The organism is Butyrivibrio sp. NATIVEDY162, from assembly GCF_045999815.1.
Classification (GTDB): Bacteria; Bacillota; Clostridia; order Lachnospirales; family Lachnospiraceae; genus Butyrivibrio.
Genome location: NZ_CP172573.1, coordinates 295,043 through 314,829, shown reverse-complemented (window position 1 = coordinate 314,829; position 19,787 = coordinate 295,043). Strand labels below are relative to the sequence as shown.

Genomic DNA, 19,787 nt, shown 5'->3' with positions numbered 1-19,787 from the left:
AATCGTCTTACAGGTCCTCAATTTCACGAAACATCTCTTCAATCTCATCAGCCTCTGCATCACTCATGGTCTGTATGATGCAACCTGCATGAACAAGTACTCTGTCTCCAAGCTTGATCTTCACAAGACCTGCCTCTGCTTCAACCGTGTTTCCTGAGAAATCCACAGTTGCTTTTGTACCATTTATCTTAGTTACGCGTCCGGGTAATGCTACGCACATATCAAAAATCCTTTCATAATAAAACAGCAATGCCCACCACTTCAATTTACATTAAAAATGGCATTTATATACTTCTAACTATTTTCTATCATTAAATTCGCCAGGTATACCTGACCTGCACTTATTCCTCCATCATTTGTTGGTAAAATGCGGTTATAGTATACCACAAAACCTTCTTCTTTAAGCATTTTATCACACAGATAAAGCAATAATCTGTTGGCAAACACACCGCCTGACAGACAAATATCAGATATTTTATGCCTGCTTCTGATATTTATAGCTATTCTTTTTACAGCTTCTGCTATAGCTTTATGAAATGAATAAGCCAGAAGTTCTCTGCTTTCCTCATCTCGTAAAGAAAGCAATTCCTTAAGCATATCAGTAACATCCATAACATTATCTTCATCACTGATCTTAATAGGTAAAATTATAGCATCGTTGTCTGAAAAAACATTCATATCTGAATATTTTTCGGCAGCATTCTGCAATCTCACCGCACATTCTCCTTCATAGGAGTTATATGAACATATTCCCAAAATGCAGCTTACTGCATCAAATAGTCTTCCCATTCCGGAATTTGGGTATGCATTTATATTATTAGCAAGTGCTGCCCTTATCAATGTTAGCTCTGAGTCATCCATAATTCCCCGGGGAATTTCAAGACCTGAATCAAGTAAATAGCATACAGCAGAAATCGCTGCATTTTTCATTCCTTCATCCTGCCCTACAATTCTAATAGGCTTTAAATGTCCTTCGCGTAAGAAATTCACTTCATTGCAGACAAGGAATTCACTTCCCCAGATTGTTTTATCAGTGCCATAGCCCGTGCCGTCAAAGGCTACGCCTATGCAGTTCTTCAAGCCATGTTCCGCCATCACAGAGCCTATATGCGCATGATGATGCTGGATAGTTATCAGTCTCGTTTTAACAGTTTCAGCGGCTTTATATGCAGAATCTGCCAGCTCTGTTGTATGGTATCCCGGATGTTTATCGCAGATAATTAGTTTGCTCTTTGCTTCCAGATTATCCACTCTGAAAATTTCACAAAATTCCTTAAGCTCATTTTTTTGAAGCTTTACTGTTTTGTAGTCTTCCATATCCCCGAGGAACTGGCTTGTAATAATTCTGTCTCCATAGCCTATGGAAAAAGTATTTTTAAGATCTGCTCCGTATGCTTCAAATAATATACCATCATACAATGTATTATTCAGGAAAAGCGGAAGGGGAACATATCCTCTTGCTCTTCTTATAAATCTTGGTTCATCATTCCCTTCAGAGTCTTTATACATTTGGATAACAGAATCATCCAGAGGTCTCAATATGTCCCTCTTATACCATATAACGCCATCGATTTTATCTGAAAATCTGTCTCTAAAAATGTCATCAGCAATAATCATGGGTTCTCCTGATATATTGCCGCTTGTTACAATAAGTGGTCCTGTTTTCTCAGTAAGAAGCACATGCAATCCGCTTGAAGGTAAAAAGGCACCTATCTGACCTGAATTCCCACAAACGTTTTCAGAAAAATCACAGTTCTTCTTATCCAGTAAAACAATAGGTTTTGCAGAAGATAAAAGAAACTCTTCTTCTTTTTCTGATACCTTGCATAGTCTTTTTATTTCAGACACTGAGCTGAACATAACAGCAAAGGGTTTCTGTTCTCTTCCCTTTATCTCTCTTAGTTTCTTAACAGCTTCATAGTTGTAAGGATCCGCAGCAAGTTGATAACCACCTATGCCCTTTATTCCTATTATTCCGCCATTTTGGATTATTCGTGCTGCTTTATCAATAATTACTGTATCCGATAGATCATGGCCTTCACTTATTGCTGTATCTGATAAATCCTTGCCTTCACTATCAAATGCATCAAAAATCAGCTGAGGCCCACAGCTATGACAGGATATGGTTTGTGCATGACGCCGCCTGCCCTTTTGATACTCATTGTTACACTCAGGGCACAAACAATAGACGTCCATCGTGGTCGTCTTTCTGTCATAGGGAAGTTTTCTTAAAATGCTGAATCTTGGGCCACAGGAGGCACAACTTATAAGAGGGTATCCAAATCGTCTGTTCTGTTCATCATGCATTTCCTCCAGGCATTTGTCGCATATAGCGATATCCGGCGGAAATACAGGTAGATATGATTTCTCGAAATTATCACTGCTCTCTACAATACGAAAACCGGAATAGCCTATCAGCCCTTCCGGTTCGTTTTCTTTAAGATATTCCAAAGATACATTTATTACGATGCTTCCGGATGGTGAGGACTTTTTAAGTTCTCCATAAAAAGAACTTATATTTTCCTCATCTCCCAAAACAATTATCTCTACAATACCACCAAGATTCTTCACTTCTCCCTTGAGCTCATATTTAGTTGCAAGCTCAGCTACAAATGGTCTGTACCCAATTCCCTGTACAGCTCCTGTAACGCGGATAAGTGCATTCATTTTATTCGTCCTTTTTCTCAGGAGCATTTGCTGCAGCGGCAGCCTTCTCAACTCCTGTAGGAGCTGTCTTTGGCTGTACAGCATTTGCATTAGCTGCGTTTCCTGCAGCTGCTGCTTTTGCTGCCGCAGCGGCTGCTGCACGCTCTTTTGCTGCCTTCATAAGAGCTTCCTGTGCGGCTATTGCCTTTTCAGATTGCTTAAAGGTCTTTGTAACCTTCTCAGATCCGGGCTCTGTGAAATGTGTATCCATTGAAAGACATTTCTTAGGACAATTATCTACACAACATCTGCACTGAATACAACTCATAGGTCTGATTGACCATGTTTTTTCAGTCTTATCTACAGTAATAGCATGTGTAGGACACTTTATAGAGCAAAGTCCGCAAAGTACACATACGTCCATATCATTCTGTACATGACCGCGTGTGCGCTCCGGATAATTCTTTGGCTCGAAAGGATACTTACGAGTCGCAGGTTTTGAGAAAAGGTTTTTAATTACTTGTGTATTAAAATTTATAAGACTCAAATCTTCCTACCTTCTTTCATTAGCGTTAGCGTTCAGTACAACTGATACAAGGATCAATAGTCAGAACAAGAATCGGTACATCTGCAAGATCGCAGCCGGCAAGAACATCAACAAGTGCAGGAATATTAGCAAATGTGGGAGTTCTAACTCTCATACGATCGAGGAACTTGCTTCCATTAGCCTTTACATAGTAGAGAGCCTCACCTCTGGGCTGCTCAATTCTAGCCATATATTCACCATTAGGGAACTGGTTAGGCTTTACAGGTATATCTACAGGACCTGCAGGCATCTTATCAATACACTGACGCATGATATCAATCGCCTGATAAAGCTCCTTAATACGTACTTCTGTACGCGCATATGAATCGCAACCAGTGCTGATGATAGGCTCAAAATCAATTTCTCCATATGCACAATAGCCTGTCTGACGTATATCTCTTGCGATGCCGCTTGCACGAAGGAAAGGACCAGCTGTTCCGAGCAAGTCTGCCTTCTCAGGTGTAAGAATGCCGACATCTACAAGACGGTTCTTAACAGCAACGTCATCGATGAAAGGCTTAGCTACAATATCAAGGCCTTCCTTTATGCTATCAAGTCTCTGACGAAAATCTCTAAGCATATCATCAGGAATATCGCGTCTTAATCCGCCCACCTTCATAATTGAAAAGATAACTCGTCCGCCTGTAGCAATTTCGAACATGTCAAGAATCTCTTCGCGGATTCTCCAACATTCCATGTAAAGTGACTCAAATCCAAATGCATCAGCAAGCAAACCAAGCCAAAGCATATGAGAATGCATTCTTGAAAGCTCTGAGAGCATTGTTCTTAAGTACTTTGCTCTGTCAGGTACTTCAAGATCCATGATGTGCTCAACAGCGTCACAGTAACCAAGTCCGTGACCTAAAGAGCATATACCGCAAATACGCTCTGCTACATAAACCATTTCATGGAAATCTTTTTTATCTACAAGTTTCTCCAAACCACGGTGAATAAAACCGATGGAAGGAATAGCCTGAACAACCTTCTCGTCCTCTAATACCAGGTCAAGATGTATGGGTTCCGGAAGAACCGGATGCTGAGGGCCAAAAGGAATAACACTTCTAGTTGACATAGAATCTCCTCTTTCTATTTACGTTAAAATCTTAAACTTATAACAAAGTAAACCTAATGATTACTTAAAAGGTGTCTCTATAGCTGTTCTATAGAATGATCCCTTATAGTCAAGACTGATCATCTGAATATCTATTCCGAATAGATCATGCATCTCGTTTTCATAAAGAAAAGCGCAAGGGAATACATGACTTATACTGTTTATCGGCTGATCTTCAGCAAGAATAATCTTAACCTGGCAAACCTCAAGAGCTTTGCCAAAGCTGTATACAAGTTCGTAGCCTTCAGCGGTTCTTGTAGCACACTGCTGCATAAGATGATAGCCATCGAATTTGAGCTTCTGAGCTTCGTCGATGATTTCTTCCGCCTTAACAATCTTCAAATCCATATTCATCAGGCGTTTCCTCCTTCATCTTTTTTAGGTGCTGCCTGATTAGCAGCTGCAGCAGGCTTATTTGCTGCGTTCTGAGCAGGAGCTGCCGGTTTCGGTGCCGGCTTTGCAGTCTGAGCAATCTTTGCCTCTGCCTGCTCACGAAGAGCTTCCTCTGTAAGAACTGCATCATACTGATTGGCAGGATCATAGTCCTCTGCTTTCATACGGACAGCAATCTTACTATAATCAACTGTGCAATATCCTTGCTTCATTGATTCTTTAACCTTAACTCTCTTTTCCTCAAGAATTGCAAGAGCCTTAACAACACCATCTATAAGCGCTTCTGGTCTTACTGCACATCCGGGAACATAAACATCAACCGGAACAACCTTATCGGAACCGCCTAAAATGTTATAGCACTCCTTGAAAATACCACCGTCACATGAGCAGATACCGCAGGCAATAACAACCTTCGGGTCAGGCATCTGATTATAGAGCTGTCTGACTACAGGCGCTGTCTGAGCATTGATACCACCTGTAAGGAGCAGTATATCTGCATGCTTGGGGTTACCTGTATTTATAATTCCGAATCTTTCTACATCATAAAGAGGAGTCATAGTTGCAAGAACCTCAATATCACATCCGTTGCAACTGGATCCATCATAATGTAATACCCAGGGTGATTTTGAAATTTTCATAGTCTCTCCTTTTATTTACCTATTACGCTTAAGATAAGAAGATTTGTTCCTGCTGTTACCAGTATAACGACCCAGCTAGAAACAAGCATTGCCATGTATTTAACACGGGGAAATACATTATCAATAAGCGTCTCCATAAGATAGAAAATCACACATGCAATAAGAGCCCAGACAATACTTATGGGGTTCTTATAGATGAAGAACATAGCAACAATACCCATCATGAGAACCTCATCGTACCACTCTGCTATCTCATAGAAAGCAAGGTTGGTACCTGAAATATCTGATGTAAGCCCCTTTACCATTTCCTGGTGTGCGTGATGAGATGTACTCATGTCAAAAGGAGATTTTCTGAACTTAATTGTAAGTATGAACAAAAATCCAATAAGCATACCCGGAATCTTGCAGATAGCCGGCATTTCAGCCTGAATAAGGTCATTAACCATAAAGCTTCCGTTTGCCTCATAAAAGCCAATGGCAACAAGAAGGATCATGGGCTCATAGCACATCATCTGCAAAAGTTCACGGTTAGCACCAAGTGCACTGTAAGGTCCGTTTGTAGAATAAGCAGCAAGTACCATCATAACCTCTGACATGGACAGAGCGAAGAATACAAGTAGCATATCACCGCCGCCAAAGAAAAGTGCACCTGTAAATATTGTAAATATCGTATAAGCAATCACAAACAGAACCTGAATACTGTTAACAACAGTCGTCTGCTTTGCAAGAAGCTTATAAACATCATAAAAAGGCTGGAGAAGCGGCGGTCCCTGTCTTCTCTGCATACGTGCAGAAACAACACGGTCGATGCCTTCCATAAGTCCTCCGAGGATCGGAGCAAGTAAAATATAAAGTACTACCTTAATAGTGATTGTCATTGCCATTAGAAAGCACCTCCGCATACTATAATCAGCATTACGATCACAATAATTGCAGAGATCACAATACTGGGTGCAAGAAGCTTGTCCTCACCAAAATAATCTGTCATATACCAGTTTGACATGTAGAGGGCTCTCTCCTTGCCAAATGAATCGATATAATGACGGTCATCACCGGCATTAACACCGGCAACGTATGACATAGTCATCTTGCTCTTCTTACCAATAGCAAGAATTCTGCTTCCAATCGGAATAGCAAATATCATAGCTACCATTATCATCATAATGATCACATCAGAACCACCGATAACGTTCGGGATATTCTTGTGGAAAGCCTCATTAAGTATGGGCTGAACCATAATGTCTGACATCTTGGGGAATGCAAAGCACATAACAATTATCATGCATGTAAGCGGTACAAGTGAGATCATCTCGCTCTTGGGAGTGATGTCTTCAAGCTCATAAGACTGATGAATTACAGTACAAATCTTTCCAAGCCATTTTGCCCAATAGAAAAGCGTAGATCCTGAACCAAATACAAGGAAAAGAACAAGCCATACTGAATTAGAATCAACAAATGATTTAAGTGCTGCCCACTTTGATACAAGCATTCCAAAAGGAGCCATGAACATGCCACAGATACCAATGATCATGATAAATGCAAGCTTGGGAAGCTTGATAATAAGGCCATGCATATCTTCTACATCACGGCTATGCATGCAGTTCTCGATATCACCAACCGTCTGGAACAGAAGTGACTTAGAAACAGCATGGAAAAGAATAAGCATTGTAGCTGCCCATACACCCTCTGTTGTTCCTGTGCCTGCGCAGGCTGTGATAAGTCCGAGGTTTGAAATTGTAGAATAAGCAAGAACCTTTTTACCATCACTAACAGTAATTGCAAGAAGTGATGCTGCAAAGAATGTAAATCCACCGATAACAGTGATCATTACACCTGTAAAGGTTCCGTTAAGCATAGGTGAAAGTCTGATCAGCATGTACACACCGATCTTAACCATGGTAGCTGAGTGAAGAAGTGCACTACTGGGAGTAGGTGCAACCATCGCTCCAAGAAGCCATCTTGAGAACGGGAACTGTGCGCTCTTGGTAAGTGCTGCAAAAGCGATCAGTGTAACAGGTACCATTACAAACATGTTCTGTCTCGGAATAATAGCTGTAAGCTGGCTAAGGTTAGCAATACCGAGCTTAAGATTGCTGATAAGAAGAGCAGCTGCAAAACCACATCCTCCAAGAAGGTTCATCCAAAGTGCTCTGAAGCTGTTGTTTACAGCCTCTTCTGTTCTGGTGTACCCAATAAGAAGGAATGAGCAAACACTTGTGATTTCCCAGAAGAAATAAATCCATCCGAGATTATCAGAAACAATAAGACCAAACATAGCACCTATAAACACAAATAATAGTGCAAGGAAATAGTTTGATCTGTCCTCAACATCAGTATGATGATTGTGGTAATCCTTCATGTAGCCAACAGCATAAATGCAGATAAGGATACCTACAATGCCAACGATGAGGATCATAACTGCAGAAAGGAAATCAACTCGGATATGAGCATAGCCTTCAACAGCATAGCCTGAGAGATCCATAGCAAGAACAGGAATTGTGCCAAGCATGGATAAAAGTATAGCATAATACTTTTTATACTTAATACTCAGGAAAATTACGACACACATAAGAAGGATTTCTCCTCCCATAATAATATGGTCGTGCGGAGCAGTCGCAGTAAGATATGTATTATGAGTAGTTCCCTTCATGGAAAGAACTCTGATGCCTACCATAATGGCGGTAGCCATAACACTGAAGCCTCCTACGATTGCAACGAAATTGCGCAGTAGTGATGAATTCCTTATGCAGAACATGAGAACTGCAATTACAAAAGGAAAAAGTATAAGGAAACTCACTGCTTTAAGAATTGAAATAGTCAAGGAATCTCCACCCCTTTCAGGATAATAATTTATTTGGCGAAATAATTGTAAACACGCACAAAACACGCCTTAGATATACTACCACAAAACGTTGTATTTTTCATAAAAAATGTTAGAAAAAAGACAATAAAATTCATAAAAATTTTATCGCACGTTTTCTATTATCATATAAAGAAGTCTATAGAGCTCTTTGGCATCATGTTCTGATAGTTTTACACAGCTCCCGATCTTACCCGGAATCTCCTTAGCCTGCTCTTTAAGCGCTTCTCCTTCTTTTGTAATGGATACAAGAAGATTTCTCTCATCAGACTTTGACCTTGTTCTTTTAAGGTACCCCTTGCTCTCAAGCTTCTTCAGCACAGGAGTCAGCGTTCCCGAATCAAGATATAAATACTCTCCAAGAGTCTTTACATTCATCTCCTTCTTTTCCCATAATACCATCATGGTAATATACTGAGTATATGTGAGATCAACCTTGTCTAAAAAAGGTTTATAAGCTCTGATTATCTCCTTTGAACATGCATAAAGCGGGAAGCAAAGCTGATTTTCCAATTTTAAAGAATCATAGTTATCTGTACCCATTTTTTCCTCCTGATTGTTGTTAAATATGCACATAATATATTTGATTGTACACAATAATACTATATTATGTATAATAACATAAAATATGTTTATTTCAATTGCTTTAATAAAAATATAATCAAAATTTAAAAGAACGTTTGCAACATAAAAGGATGCACCCTAAAGGTCATCCTTTTACCAATTCTTCTTAATCTTTAACCGTATGTTTCATATTGCGAATCGGTATATTCGCATACAGAGCCGGAACGCTCTTGCTATCAGCATCAGTACCCTCTGTATCCATCTGAGTGAATTTAATATCCAGGCCTGCCTGATCAACTTCAACATACTTTGACAGTACATCCAGGATATCATTCTTTATTCTCTCCATGATTTCAGGATTGCAGCTTTGTCTGTCTGAAACAAGAACAAGCTTTAAACGATCCTTAGCCGCCTGGCTTGAGGACTTTTTCTTAAAAATATCAGTCAGTTTCATGGAATCCCCCCCTTATCACCTACGAAAAACGTTTGCGATAGCTGCAAAAAAGCCCTTTTTGTCCTCAAGATTGAGAAAAGGAACAGATTCGCCAAGAATTCTGCGACAAATATTCATATATGCCTGTCCTGCAAGTGAACTATCACCGGCAAGAGGTTCACCATTATTGGTTGCAACTACTATATTCTCATCATCCGGTACGACTCCGAGAAGTTCAACTGCAAGAATGTCAATAACATCCTCTGCGCTCATCATATCACCGCGTTTAACCATATCAGGACGGAGCCTGTTAACTATAAGCTGTGTCTTGCCTATTTCATTTGCTTCAAGCAATCCGATAATTCTATCAGCATCACGGACAGCCGATACTTCAGGTGTTGTAACCACTATTGCTCTCTCAGCACCTGCTATGGCATTTTTGAATCCCTGTTCTATTCCGGCAGGACAATCCATGATTACATAATCAAACTCCTGCTTGAGCTCATCTGCAAGCTTTTTCATCTGATCCGGTGTTACACTGGTTTTATCCTTGGTCTGTGCTGCAGGAAGAAGGAAAAGTGAATCAAAACGCTTATCCCTTATCATTGCCTGCTTTACCTTACAGCTACCCTCAACTACATCTACAAGATTGTAGACAATTCGGTTCTCAAGTCCCATGACTACATCAAGGTTTCTAAGTCCAATATCAGTATCAATAAGGACAACTTTTTTATTTAATTTAGCAAGTCCAGTACCTATGTTGGCTGTAGTTGTTGTTTTTCCGACTCCGCCTTTGCCGGAAGTTACCACTATTACTTCTCCCATTCCATCCTCCGTTTAATTTTTTATAGAAAAACATATTATCAATTTATTTTCTATACAAAACGATTATCGCGCAAAAAAGCAGCGCCGTAAACATCTTTTACAATATGTCCATTCAAAATATATGCTACTTCAGTTGATTTGTTATTTTGAGTTTTAATAAACTTTCTGGTCTTTATCTTAGGTCCTTCATCAGAATCAGGTGAAATAGCTATTGTATTGGCTATTCTCACCTGCAATGGATCAAAATCCAAAGCCATAACAAAAGCAGTGTCATCTCCGGAAGCACCGGCAAACGCGCTACCTCGAAAGGCTCCCATTACAAAAATGCTTCCATCAGATGTTATTGATGCACCCGGTTTAATATCTCCTAGCACAATAACACTTTTATTGTATTTCACAGATTGCCCTGATCTCAGGCTTCCTGTATAGATTACAGCCTGATCTCTGGCAGCCTGAATATTTTCTTCTGTAATCACTTCTTCATCATTGCACAAATTTTCCTGTATTTCTTCATTAGAAGAAGCCTCAGGTTTTTTTACATAACTAGCAAAAATCCTATCGGTCACAGGATCTTCCCTAAGAACACAGGTAACATTAATATCACAATTATCAGAAATAGCCTTGAGGATTTCATTCTCCTCTTTATCATATAGATTTCTGCCTCTGATTATCATCCCCATAGAGGCCTTACCCAGAAACGAGCGTGATTCCCGAAACTTACCCGCAACCTCTGTTATAAGGAGGTCAAATGAAGCTTTCGGATCTAATTCAAGGATAATTCCATTAGCAGTCCCTTTAAGACCTACCAATCCCATCTGTTAAGCTTCCTCCAACAAAACTAATAGCTTATTTACAAAAGCCCCTGCCGCTTTATACGGCAAGGGCGATCATAATTAATCTTATAGAAATCCACCGATGAATTTCTCATTCTTTAGTAAGAAATAAGATAGGAATTACTGCATTCCTGCCTGCTTAGCAACTTCTTCTGCGAAGTTCTCTTCTCTCTTCTCAATGCCTTCACCAGTCTCGAAACGAACGAAACGCTTGATTGAAAGGTTTGCTCCGTTCTCCTTAGCAACCTGCGCAACATACTGAGCAACAGTCTGCTTGCCGTCTTCAGCCTTAACATAAACCTGCTGATTGAGGCAGATTTCTTTAAGTTCCTTCTGGAGACGTCCCTCAAGCATCTTCTCGATAATCTGCTGAGGCTTTCTCTTTCCTTCAGGAAGCTCCTCGTTCTCTTTAAGAGCCTGAGCAAGAAGGATTTCTCTCTCATGATTTCTGAACTCTTCAGAAACATCGTTCATATCAACATACTTAGGATAAAGAGCAGCAATCTGCATAGCAATGTTCTTTATAGCATCCTTGATGTTATCATTAACAACATCTGTATCTGCCTCAACAAGAACAGAAATTCTTCCGCCGCCGTGAACATAAGGAACAACAATACCATTTGTTGCTACAACCTTCTCAAAACGACGGATGCTGATCTTCTCGCTGATAACAGCTGTGATCTCAATAAGAGCTTCCTGAACAGTCTTAGAAGTATCTGCATTCCACTTCTCAGCCATGAAGCTGTCCATATCCTTTGCGTCAGACTCAACAGCCTGCTTTGCTACTGCTTCAACATAGTTCTGGAACTGCTCATTCTTAGCAACGAAGTCAGTCTCTGAGTTAACCTCTACTACAGAAGCTGTCTTGTCATCCTTAACAGCAACTCTTGTAAGACCTTCAGCTGCAATTCTGCTAGCCTTCTTCTCAGCCTTAGCCTGTCCATTCTTTCTAAGAAATTCTACTGCTGCATCCATATCTCCGTTGGTCTCTGTAAGAGCCTTCTTACACTCCATCATACCTGCACCGGTAGACTCACGTAACTCTTTAACCATTGCTGCTGTAATAGCCATGTGTAATTATCCTCCGATTATAATATTTATAACTTTTGAATTAAAATTATTCCTCTGTAGCCTCAGCTGCTTCTTCTTCAGCAACCTGCTCATCAGATGTAAGATTCTCAGCACCCTGATTAGCCTCGATAACAGCATCTGCCATCTTGCCAACAAGAAGTTTTACTGCACGGATAGCATCATCGTTACCAGGGATGATGAAATCAAGTTCGTCAGGATCACAGTTTGTATCACCAATACCGATAAGTGTGATTCCAAGTGCCTCTGCTTCCTGGATGCAGATTCTTTCCTTCTTAGGATCTACTACAAAAATAGCATCAGGGATTCTCTTCATGTCACGGATACCGCCGAGAACCTTGTTAAGCTTATCATATTCCTTCTTAAGCTGAGCAACTTCCTTCTTGGGAAGAACGTCAAATGTACCATCCTCCTGCATCTTCTCAAGCTTCTTAAGACGCTCAATTCTGCTCTGGATTGTGCGGAAGTTTGTAAGCATACCGCCAAGCCATCTCTCATTTACATAGTACATTCCGCAACGCTCAGCCTCAGACTTAACTGCATCCTGTGCCTGCTTCTTTGTACCAACAAAAAGAACCGTACCACCCTGTGATGCGATCTCAAATACTGCCTTATAAGCCTCGTCAACCTTTACAACTGACTTCTGAAGATCGATGATGTGGATACCATTTCTCTCTGTGAAGATGTAAGGAGCCATCTTAGGGTTCCATCTTCTTGTCTGGTGACCAAAATGTACACCTGCCTCAAGTAACTGTTTCATTGATACAACGCTCATGTTATTACCTCCATTTGGTTAATTCTTCCGTATATCTTTGCTCTTTTGACCGGAGGCGCGTTAATTCCTCCGAAAAGCTATCATCCTATCCATAATGAACACCGGATGAAAAGTGGATATACGTGTTTATTTGCTACACTGTGACCTAAAAAAGGACATAATAAAAGCCCAAAACGCTCACAGCTTCATTAGAATACCATGAATTTGGGCTTTTGACAAGCAATTATTTGGTTATTATCGAAGCAATCTCTTCAAAAGAAGCTCCCTTGGGTATTTGTTTGGTTCCTGAACGGATTTTTCTGTCCTGTCCACTACTTACAAGATACTTATTAAAAGCTATACCATCCTCAATAATGCCTGACTCTCTGAGTATTCTGGCACATGTATCCGACTCGCTTCCGCTTGGAAGCACAACAACAACATAATTCACATCAGAAGATACGGGCGTTGCTTCCTGTGAAGAAGTATTGGCCATATCTGCAGAATCAGTACTACTTGTAGTCTCAGTATTACTTGTGGCAACAGTATTATTCGTTGTCTCTGAATTACTAGCAGCAACAGTATTATTTGAAGTTTCAGAATCATTTGAAGTATCCGTATTACCGGAAGTGCTGCTTGAAGCATCCTCAATTGCTGCCTTTTCTTCAGCTTTTATCTGATTCTTTTGGTCAGGTGAACTGTTCTCTTCGCCTGTTTCATGTTCTTTTTCTGTCCCGATAACATCTGTCGAAGCAGCCGCAGCGGTATCATTCGAAGCGAGCTTAACATCCTCTTCGGATTCAACGCTTTCACTGTTTTCTCCAAGTGCCTCATTTTTCTGCGTTTTTTCATCCACTTCAGGAACTGATTCACCTGTTTGAGACTCCCCTTCGTTGACTTCCTGAGATGTTTTTTCTCCTGTTTCATCCACTTTCTGATCGGATGCATCGACATCAGCATCATCACCCACCTCCGGATTTTTTACAGTATCTGAATAACTGGATAAAGTACTCTCCTCTTCAACCATGCCAAGCTGTCTTGCTCTTTTTATAACCTCTTCATCACTTATCCGTGAATTATTTCTCCCAAGAACCACTCCCATTATCACGGCTGTAAGGACAACTCCGACGCCAAGTCCACGTAAATAATATTTTAGCTTCATAAATTATGTATCCCCCAAAAACCGTAAATTACATTATAGAAGTGCGGCTTTTCTTATGTTTCCCCGCAAGGTCAATTACAAGCTTAACCTCACCGATACCAAGTCTCAACTCCCTTGCGATCACAACAGCTGATTTTCCTGCTTTATGCATCTCAAGAATTCTCTGATTTCTTGAAGCAGGAGCAGATATTGCTTCCTCTGATGGAGTCTCCTCGGCTGCGATTGTTTTCTTCCTTGATGCTTCTGAAATGGAAACAACCTTAGCTGTCTGTTCTTCAGTTGATGTTACAGCATTTTCATAAGCAGACACATCAACATTGTTTGCTACATCATCCACTATTGTTTCGCCAGGTACTTCCTCAAGAAAATCATCTTCATCCGAATCTGGCCAATACTTAGACTGTAATTCAAATGATTCTTCTTCATCAGGAATATACACATCTGTCTTGTCAATTACCGGCGTCTGTTCAGGTCTGATAACCCTGTTATTGGTTTTCTCAGCTGCTGCAGCATCAGCCCTGTCAAGAATATCAGCAAGTGAGGAAAATTCCGGGGTGACCTGTTTTTTCTCCTGTCTCTCAGGTTCTGCCTGTCTCTTAGCCTCCGCCTCAAGCTCCGCCTGCCTTTTGGCCTGTTCTTCAAGTTCTGCCTGTCTTCTGGCTTGTTCTTCAAGTTCGGCCTGCCTTTTGGCTTGTTCTTCAAGTTTGGCTTTTCTCTTCGCCTCTGCCTCAAGCTCCGCAAGTCTTCTGGCCTCAGCAATACGCTGTGCCTTTTTTCTTTCTTCTTCCTCTATCTGAGCTTTCTTTAAAGCCTCTTCCTCAATTTTAGCCTTTCTCTTGGCTTCTGCCTCAAGTTCAGCCTGACGCTTGGACTCAGCCTCCATTACTTCCTTTGCAGCACGATTAGCCTCAGAAACAGTATTCTTGAGGTTCTTATGCTTGTCATTAAGCATATCATACATAAAAACTACTTCATCATGATTTTTATGGATATCATTCATGACAGTATCTGAATACTCACTGATAGCCGACATTTTCTCATTGGTAACGCGGTCCATTGCACGTTCAGCTTTACTGATTGCTTCTTCCATGCAGTCATCAAGCATCTCATCAATTTTCCCCTGAGAATTCCTGATAGCCTTTGAGACCATGTCATTAATCTTCTGATCTGCTCCATCAAAGTCAAAATCAGAAGAACCTGAACCGTTCGGAATCAGATACCCTATTATAACCGCCAGGATTCCGGCAGCGATCAAAATTATCTCCGTAACACTTATCATAACATCCCCACTCTAGTTTTTGTATCTCCTCCCACCGAAAATACACTATCTAGTATATTATAAAGTGTTCATATTTTGAAGTCAAACCCTGAGGAAATATGCATATCCAAGGGCTTTCCATCAGCACCTATCAGCGTCTCCGTGAGTTTTTCAAGTTCCTCCGGAGATTTGTACTGATTTCTGTTTTTCCCACCATTTCCGTAATATTCGTTTTTGCCTTTTTCTTTTGCGTCATGTTTTTCCTGTTGCTGCTGATCTACGTTTTCTTTTTTCGTAACAGAATTTGCTTTCTGGTCAACCTCCTTGTTGAATTCTGTCTGAAATGCATTTTGATCTGTAAATACCTTGTTATCTTCATTCTGCTTGATTTGGGAAAAATCGTTTGTCCTTGCTACAGCCCCCTGAAAATCAATTCTGCTAATCGACATAATTTCCTCCCTTCTACCGATATTTTAAACAGTTCTCACTTATTATATCGGAGAAAAAGAATGTACAGCTTAGATGGGCCCAGTCTTAACAACACCATCGCGAAGCTCAAATCTGCAATAAGTTGATTCCGTCTTTAGAGTCATCTGCTGATCAGCTATGTGTATTGTAATGCCCGGGTACGCCGTACCTTCTACGACAACATATGCATCTTTTGAATCAGCAAGCTTTTGCTGTAATTCAGCCATCTCCTTGGAATTCTTTTCAATTTGGGAACTCAGAACCTTGTTCATTGTAATAAGCTGTTGTGCCTGTCTTGTAAGTTCAGGAGAAAGTGCCTTGCCACTCCTTAGTCTCTTTGTTATGGACTCAACAGTCGGCTTGATGTTTTCAAGCTTTTTTGTTGATTCACCAACAGCTTTCTGAAGTTCCCTTAATCTAATTTTCAAATTGGGATCCGCACCTACTTCTATAATAGTAGTTGCGCCCATATCACTACCAAGGTCCTTTGCAACAATCTTATCTGTTGCTGTTACCCTGCCACCTGCAATAAAACCTTTTTTTCCGGACACGGTAATCTCTGTGCCTGCTGCAACATTTGAGTGAAGAATACTTTCACTTGTAATGCTTCCTTTTGCAGTTGCTTTGGCATTTTCAATAAATTTCGTCACTATATTGCCTCCGGCCTTGATCTCACCCTTCCCCATTCCGTTTATTCCGCGTTCAAGGATAATATCATTACCGGCATTAAGATTTGCCCCCTCAACTACACCCTTAACAACTATGTTAGCTCCTGCCTTTATTGAAAAGCCTGAAGCTACCGTTCCTTTTACTTCAACGCTTCCATCATAGTTAATATTACCTGTTGACACTCCGATATTTTCAAACTGAATAACATTGCTGACAGTAACCTTTCCATCTTTTAGGGTAACATGTCCATCCGCATCTGAAAACAAAACAAGTCCGTCCGCAGAGAGATATGTGTTTTTACCTGCAGCAATTTTAAGTGTTTTTACCGGGTGTGGATTTAAAATCTCACCATATATATTCTGTCCGGGATCTCCCGGATCTTCGGGTGTGAGAATAGCAAGTTCAGCACCTTTTTTCACATGATTAATAATATTAAGGTTGAAATAGTCCACGCTGCCATCTTCATGCATCGCAGGCTTGGCGTGCAGATCAGCCTTAAACTGATAGTCTATCCTTGCATTACAGCCTTCTCTGGTCTTCGTTCCTCTTGCAATAACAATTTCCTTGCAATACTCTCTTGACTTAAAAAACTCAGAAATAGCCTCAGTATCTATTCCATAAGTTATGTTTCTATATGCCAGATCCTCCAAAAACTCCTTTGGAGTCATATTTTCTGCACCTTCCGAAGGAGCATAAAAAAATGCCGAGGCCTGCATACGGTCGCGAGAAATAGTAAGTCTATAGCTTTCTCTCTCAGGGAAAGTCGAATTATCGTTCAAAACTACAATTTCCCCTGTGGCTTCCGTAACAGCCTCGTTTAAAACTGCCGGTCTGTAGCTGATTGATCTTTCCTCAAGATACTCTTTTACATCATCATAATTCAAAGACTCCCCTTCCAAAGTGGGAGGAAAAATCTTGATTCCTGTAGCGGTGGGCATAGTGATTAACTGAAAGTAACCGTTCATTCATCCCCTCCATGTTGCCATCATCCCAGTTGCGTGAGTATACCCATATATTTTCCGAGTTTCTCTCTCATTTTTTGAAGTGCTCTGGTATGTAGCTGTGAAACTCTTGATTCCGAAACCTCTAATACATTACTTATTTCTTTCAAAGTCAATTCTTCATAATAATACAAAAGTATAACTTTTTTCTCTTTGTCAGTAAGAAGCGCAAGACTCTCTGCGAGCATCTTTTTAAGTTCTTCTTTTTCAATTGCTTCTTCAGGCTTCTCAAAGCTTGAAGCCAGATTATTTGTGTCTTCAGGTACATCACTTCCCTGTTCCATAAATTCATTAAGGGAAACCACGCCTGTAACCTTCATCTGATTCTGCCAATTCACATATTCGTCATCAGAAATACCAAGCTTTGACGCTATTTCTGTGTCAGTCGCAGGATGCCCCTGTTCCTTTTCGATTTCGTGAATTGCAGCCTCTATTTTTTTCTGCTTCTGCCTGATGGTCCTGGGAATCCAATCCATCTTCCTAATCTGGTCAAGAATAGCTCCTCTGATCCTCACGCTGGCGTAGGTCTCAAATTTGACATCCTTCATAAGATCAAATTTATCGATCGCATCAATAAGGCCAAAAATGCCATATCCAACAAGATCATCATACTCAACATTAAAGCCAAGATACATAGAAAGTCGACCCGCCACAAGCTTAACAAGCGGGGCATACTCCAAGATCAGCTTCTCTCTGAGTTCAGGAGCCTTATTTTTATGATATTCATTCCAAAGCTTACTTCTTCCTGCCTCATCCATAAGCTAATAATCCCTATCAAAATTCCGATAAGTCGGTACCTATATCGAAATCATCGCTTTCCCCAAATGAATTGTATTCATTTGGAATATTGTTTTCTTCATCCTCAGCCTCAAGCGCATTATTTGCAGCCTCTTCAGCAGCAAGCCTTTCAGCCTCAGCTGCAGCCTCAGCAGCTGCCCGCTCATCAGCTTCTCTTTGCGCTATGGCATCTTCCTGAGCTTTAATGGCATCCTCTGTATTTTTGTTAAGAGTGTCAAAATGATTCACCAAAAGCTCAAATAATCTACCCACTATAAAAAAAATTACCAACGAAAGAAAAAGAGTTTTGATCCAGGCACCGATTTCGTAATGCTGCAAAAGTGTATATATTGCCACAAATCCACTTCCTGACAGCATAACGAAAGCGGTAATCAACCTGATCTTAGGAGATTCGGTAACAACTCTTGTCTCCATGTGTGTTTTCTTTTCTTTTTTCTCTTCGACTTTATTTTCTTCAGCGGTCCCTTCAGAAACCCCTTCAGGAACATTACCTTCCGGAGCATCTGCTTTTGCTGCTGTGGGTTCAACTTTTTCGCCGTTTACATCATCGCTCATATCGTCTTTTCCGGTTTTCCAACTGCTCGTATCACAAAGTCACCATTTTCAGGGTAGAAAATAACAGTACGTCCATAAGAATCTCCGGTATCCTGTGCCAAAATAGGAATACCCAGTTCCTTTAACTTTTTTATCGTAGCTGCGACATTTCTTTCTCCTACCCTCATGGTAGCATTGGCAGAATTAAAAGCGAACATCTGGGCGCCGCCGGCAATTTTCGCAACAAGTCTGGACCTGTTTGCGCCTTTGCCGACAACTTGCTTAATCAGCTCGTCTATTCCTGTATCCGCAAATTTTGGGATATTGGAATTGTTCTTGATTTCTTTAGAATCAGGCAGCATTATATGCGCAAGTCCGCCAATTTTTGTGACCGGATCCCTTACAGCAATCCCAACACAGGAGCCAAGTCCAAGTGTCGTGATTCCGTCAGGACTGACGCAAATATTAAGATCGGCCATACCAACCTTGATTATTTGACTCATTCACTCAGCTCCTTATCCATTAATGCTAATATCGCCCATTCCAAGGGAAGTCAATATCTTACTGTAGCCATCTACATCTGGTAATAATATGAAATAACCACTAAGTACCTCAGTATCAAAAAAGCTGGTTTCTATAAGAAGAATCTTATCGCCCATCATACCAAACTCAATCGCAGGTACTGAAAGTATTGCCCCTGCCATATCGATTGCCAAAAATGGTACCGAAGGTAAAAGCTTAAGATTAGTCATCATTGAAAGAGAATTAAGGTATGAACCTGTAATAATATTCCCGACTTCTTTAATTGCCGAAAGCTCTGTATCATCAAAAGGTACATTTTCATCCTTATCGGTAATTCCCATAAGCATGTTAACCAGATGTCTTGCAGCCTTCATTCCCAAAAGGAACATAATGCTACCGTTGATATCACCCTCAACTGCAAGGTAAATACCGGTCATTATCTGTTCAGCACCACCCATCAGGTCACCGACATCCTTAAAATCCAGAAGCTTAACCTGTGGTACAGACATATCAACCTTTGTGCCAAGCATCTGCGCCAGTGCTGTAGTTGCATTACCTGCCCCAATATTTCCCAGCTCTTTCAAAACATCATAATACTGGCTGGACAGGTTTTCCAAACTCATCTCACTCAAAGGGGTTCCTC

At 40.6% G+C, this 19,787-nt stretch carries 22 protein-coding genes; all 22 read right to left on the bottom strand.

Features of this window, described 5'->3' with window-relative positions:
• Positions 1-7: 7 nt before the first annotated feature.
• Positions 8-220, bottom strand: coding sequence for a HypC/HybG/HupF family hydrogenase formation chaperone (locus ACHCNF_RS01290; protein WP_408070996.1), 213 nt, complete (start codon positions 218-220; stop codon positions 8-10).
• Positions 221-294: 74 nt separating this feature from the next.
• On the bottom strand, positions 295-2,667 hold the full coding sequence (gene hypF / locus ACHCNF_RS01285; protein ID WP_408070995.1) for a carbamoyltransferase HypF: 2,373 nt from the start codon (positions 2,665-2,667) through the stop codon (positions 295-297).
• A 1-nt stretch (position 2,668) separates the two neighbouring features.
• Positions 2,669-3,193, bottom strand: a complete 525-nt coding sequence (locus ACHCNF_RS01280; RefSeq protein WP_408070994.1) for a 4Fe-4S dicluster domain-containing protein — start codon at positions 3,191-3,193, stop codon at positions 2,669-2,671.
• Positions 3,194-3,218: 25 nt separating this feature from the next.
• Positions 3,219-4,304, bottom strand: a complete 1,086-nt coding sequence (locus ACHCNF_RS01275; protein ID WP_408070993.1) for a hydrogenase large subunit — start codon at positions 4,302-4,304, stop codon at positions 3,219-3,221.
• A gap of 60 nt (positions 4,305-4,364) precedes the next feature.
• On the bottom strand, positions 4,365-4,697 hold the full coding sequence (locus tag ACHCNF_RS01270; protein WP_408070992.1) for an NADH-quinone oxidoreductase subunit C: 333 nt from the start codon (positions 4,695-4,697) through the stop codon (positions 4,365-4,367).
• Complete coding sequence (locus ACHCNF_RS01265) at positions 4,697-5,374, bottom strand: NADH-quinone oxidoreductase subunit B family protein (RefSeq protein ID WP_408070991.1); 678 nt, start codon at positions 5,372-5,374, stop codon at positions 4,697-4,699. The genes ACHCNF_RS01270 and ACHCNF_RS01265 overlap by 1 nt, the downstream gene beginning before the upstream one ends.
• Positions 5,375-5,385: 11 nt before the next feature.
• Positions 5,386-6,258, bottom strand: coding sequence for a respiratory chain complex I subunit 1 family protein (locus ACHCNF_RS01260; protein ID WP_408070990.1), 873 nt, complete (start codon positions 6,256-6,258; stop codon positions 5,386-5,388).
• Positions 6,258-8,195 carry an NADH-quinone oxidoreductase subunit 5 family protein gene (locus tag ACHCNF_RS01255; RefSeq protein WP_408070989.1) on the bottom strand — a complete coding sequence of 646 codons (1,938 nt, stop codon included), beginning with the start codon at positions 8,193-8,195 and terminating at the stop codon, positions 6,258-6,260. Before ACHCNF_RS01255 ends, ACHCNF_RS01260 begins: the two co-directional genes overlap by 1 nt.
• 144 nt (positions 8,196-8,339) lie before the next feature.
• Positions 8,340-8,777: a MarR family winged helix-turn-helix transcriptional regulator gene (locus ACHCNF_RS01250; RefSeq protein ID WP_408070988.1), complete on the bottom strand. Its 438-nt coding sequence runs from the start codon at positions 8,775-8,777 to the stop codon at positions 8,340-8,342.
• A gap of 187 nt (positions 8,778-8,964) precedes the next feature.
• Complete coding sequence (minE, locus tag ACHCNF_RS01245; protein ID WP_408070987.1) at positions 8,965-9,252, bottom strand: cell division topological specificity factor MinE; 288 nt, start codon at positions 9,250-9,252, stop codon at positions 8,965-8,967.
• 15 nt (positions 9,253-9,267) lie between these two features.
• Entirely contained in the window at positions 9,268-10,056 is a 789-nt protein-coding gene (gene minD / locus ACHCNF_RS01240; RefSeq protein ID WP_408070986.1) for a septum site-determining protein MinD, read from the bottom strand.
• Between the two features lie 50 nt (positions 10,057-10,106).
• Positions 10,107-10,871, bottom strand: coding sequence for a septum site-determining protein MinC (gene minC, locus ACHCNF_RS01235; RefSeq protein WP_408070985.1), 765 nt, complete (start codon positions 10,869-10,871; stop codon positions 10,107-10,109).
• Positions 10,872-11,009: 138 nt separating this feature from the next.
• Positions 11,010-11,960, bottom strand: a complete 951-nt coding sequence (tsf, locus tag ACHCNF_RS01230; protein WP_408070984.1) for a translation elongation factor Ts — start codon at positions 11,958-11,960, stop codon at positions 11,010-11,012.
• A 46-nt stretch (positions 11,961-12,006) separates the two neighbouring features.
• Positions 12,007-12,753, bottom strand: coding sequence for a 30S ribosomal protein S2 (rpsB, locus tag ACHCNF_RS01225; RefSeq protein ID WP_408070983.1), 747 nt, complete (start codon positions 12,751-12,753; stop codon positions 12,007-12,009).
• 223 nt (positions 12,754-12,976) lie between these two features.
• Positions 12,977-13,894: a hypothetical protein gene (locus ACHCNF_RS01220; protein WP_408070982.1), complete on the bottom strand. Its 918-nt coding sequence runs from the start codon at positions 13,892-13,894 to the stop codon at positions 12,977-12,979.
• Positions 13,895-13,922: 28 nt separating this feature from the next.
• Positions 13,923-15,173 carry a DUF6115 domain-containing protein gene (locus tag ACHCNF_RS01215; RefSeq protein ID WP_408070981.1) on the bottom strand — a complete coding sequence of 417 codons (1,251 nt, stop codon included), beginning with the start codon at positions 15,171-15,173 and terminating at the stop codon, positions 13,923-13,925.
• Between the two features lie 68 nt (positions 15,174-15,241).
• Positions 15,242-15,601 carry a hypothetical protein gene (locus tag ACHCNF_RS01210; protein ID WP_408070980.1) on the bottom strand — a complete coding sequence of 120 codons (360 nt, stop codon included), beginning with the start codon at positions 15,599-15,601 and terminating at the stop codon, positions 15,242-15,244.
• Positions 15,602-15,670: 69 nt separating this feature from the next.
• Complete coding sequence (locus tag ACHCNF_RS01205) at positions 15,671-17,254, bottom strand: FapA family protein (RefSeq protein ID WP_408070979.1); 1,584 nt, start codon at positions 17,252-17,254, stop codon at positions 15,671-15,673.
• A 20-nt stretch (positions 17,255-17,274) separates the two neighbouring features.
• Positions 17,275-18,048: a FliA/WhiG family RNA polymerase sigma factor gene (locus ACHCNF_RS01200; RefSeq protein WP_026509943.1), complete on the bottom strand. Its 774-nt coding sequence runs from the start codon at positions 18,046-18,048 to the stop codon at positions 17,275-17,277.
• A gap of 16 nt (positions 18,049-18,064) precedes the next feature.
• Entirely contained in the window at positions 18,065-18,643 is a 579-nt protein-coding gene (locus ACHCNF_RS01195; RefSeq protein WP_408070978.1) for a hypothetical protein, read from the bottom strand.
• Positions 18,640-19,125: a chemotaxis protein CheD gene (locus ACHCNF_RS01190; protein WP_408070977.1), complete on the bottom strand. Its 486-nt coding sequence runs from the start codon at positions 19,123-19,125 to the stop codon at positions 18,640-18,642. The genes ACHCNF_RS01195 and ACHCNF_RS01190 overlap by 4 nt, the downstream gene beginning before the upstream one ends.
• A gap of 12 nt (positions 19,126-19,137) precedes the next feature.
• On the bottom strand, positions 19,138-19,776 hold the full coding sequence (locus ACHCNF_RS01185; RefSeq protein WP_408070976.1) for a chemotaxis protein CheC: 639 nt from the start codon (positions 19,774-19,776) through the stop codon (positions 19,138-19,140).
• Positions 19,777-19,787 lie beyond the last annotated feature (11 nt).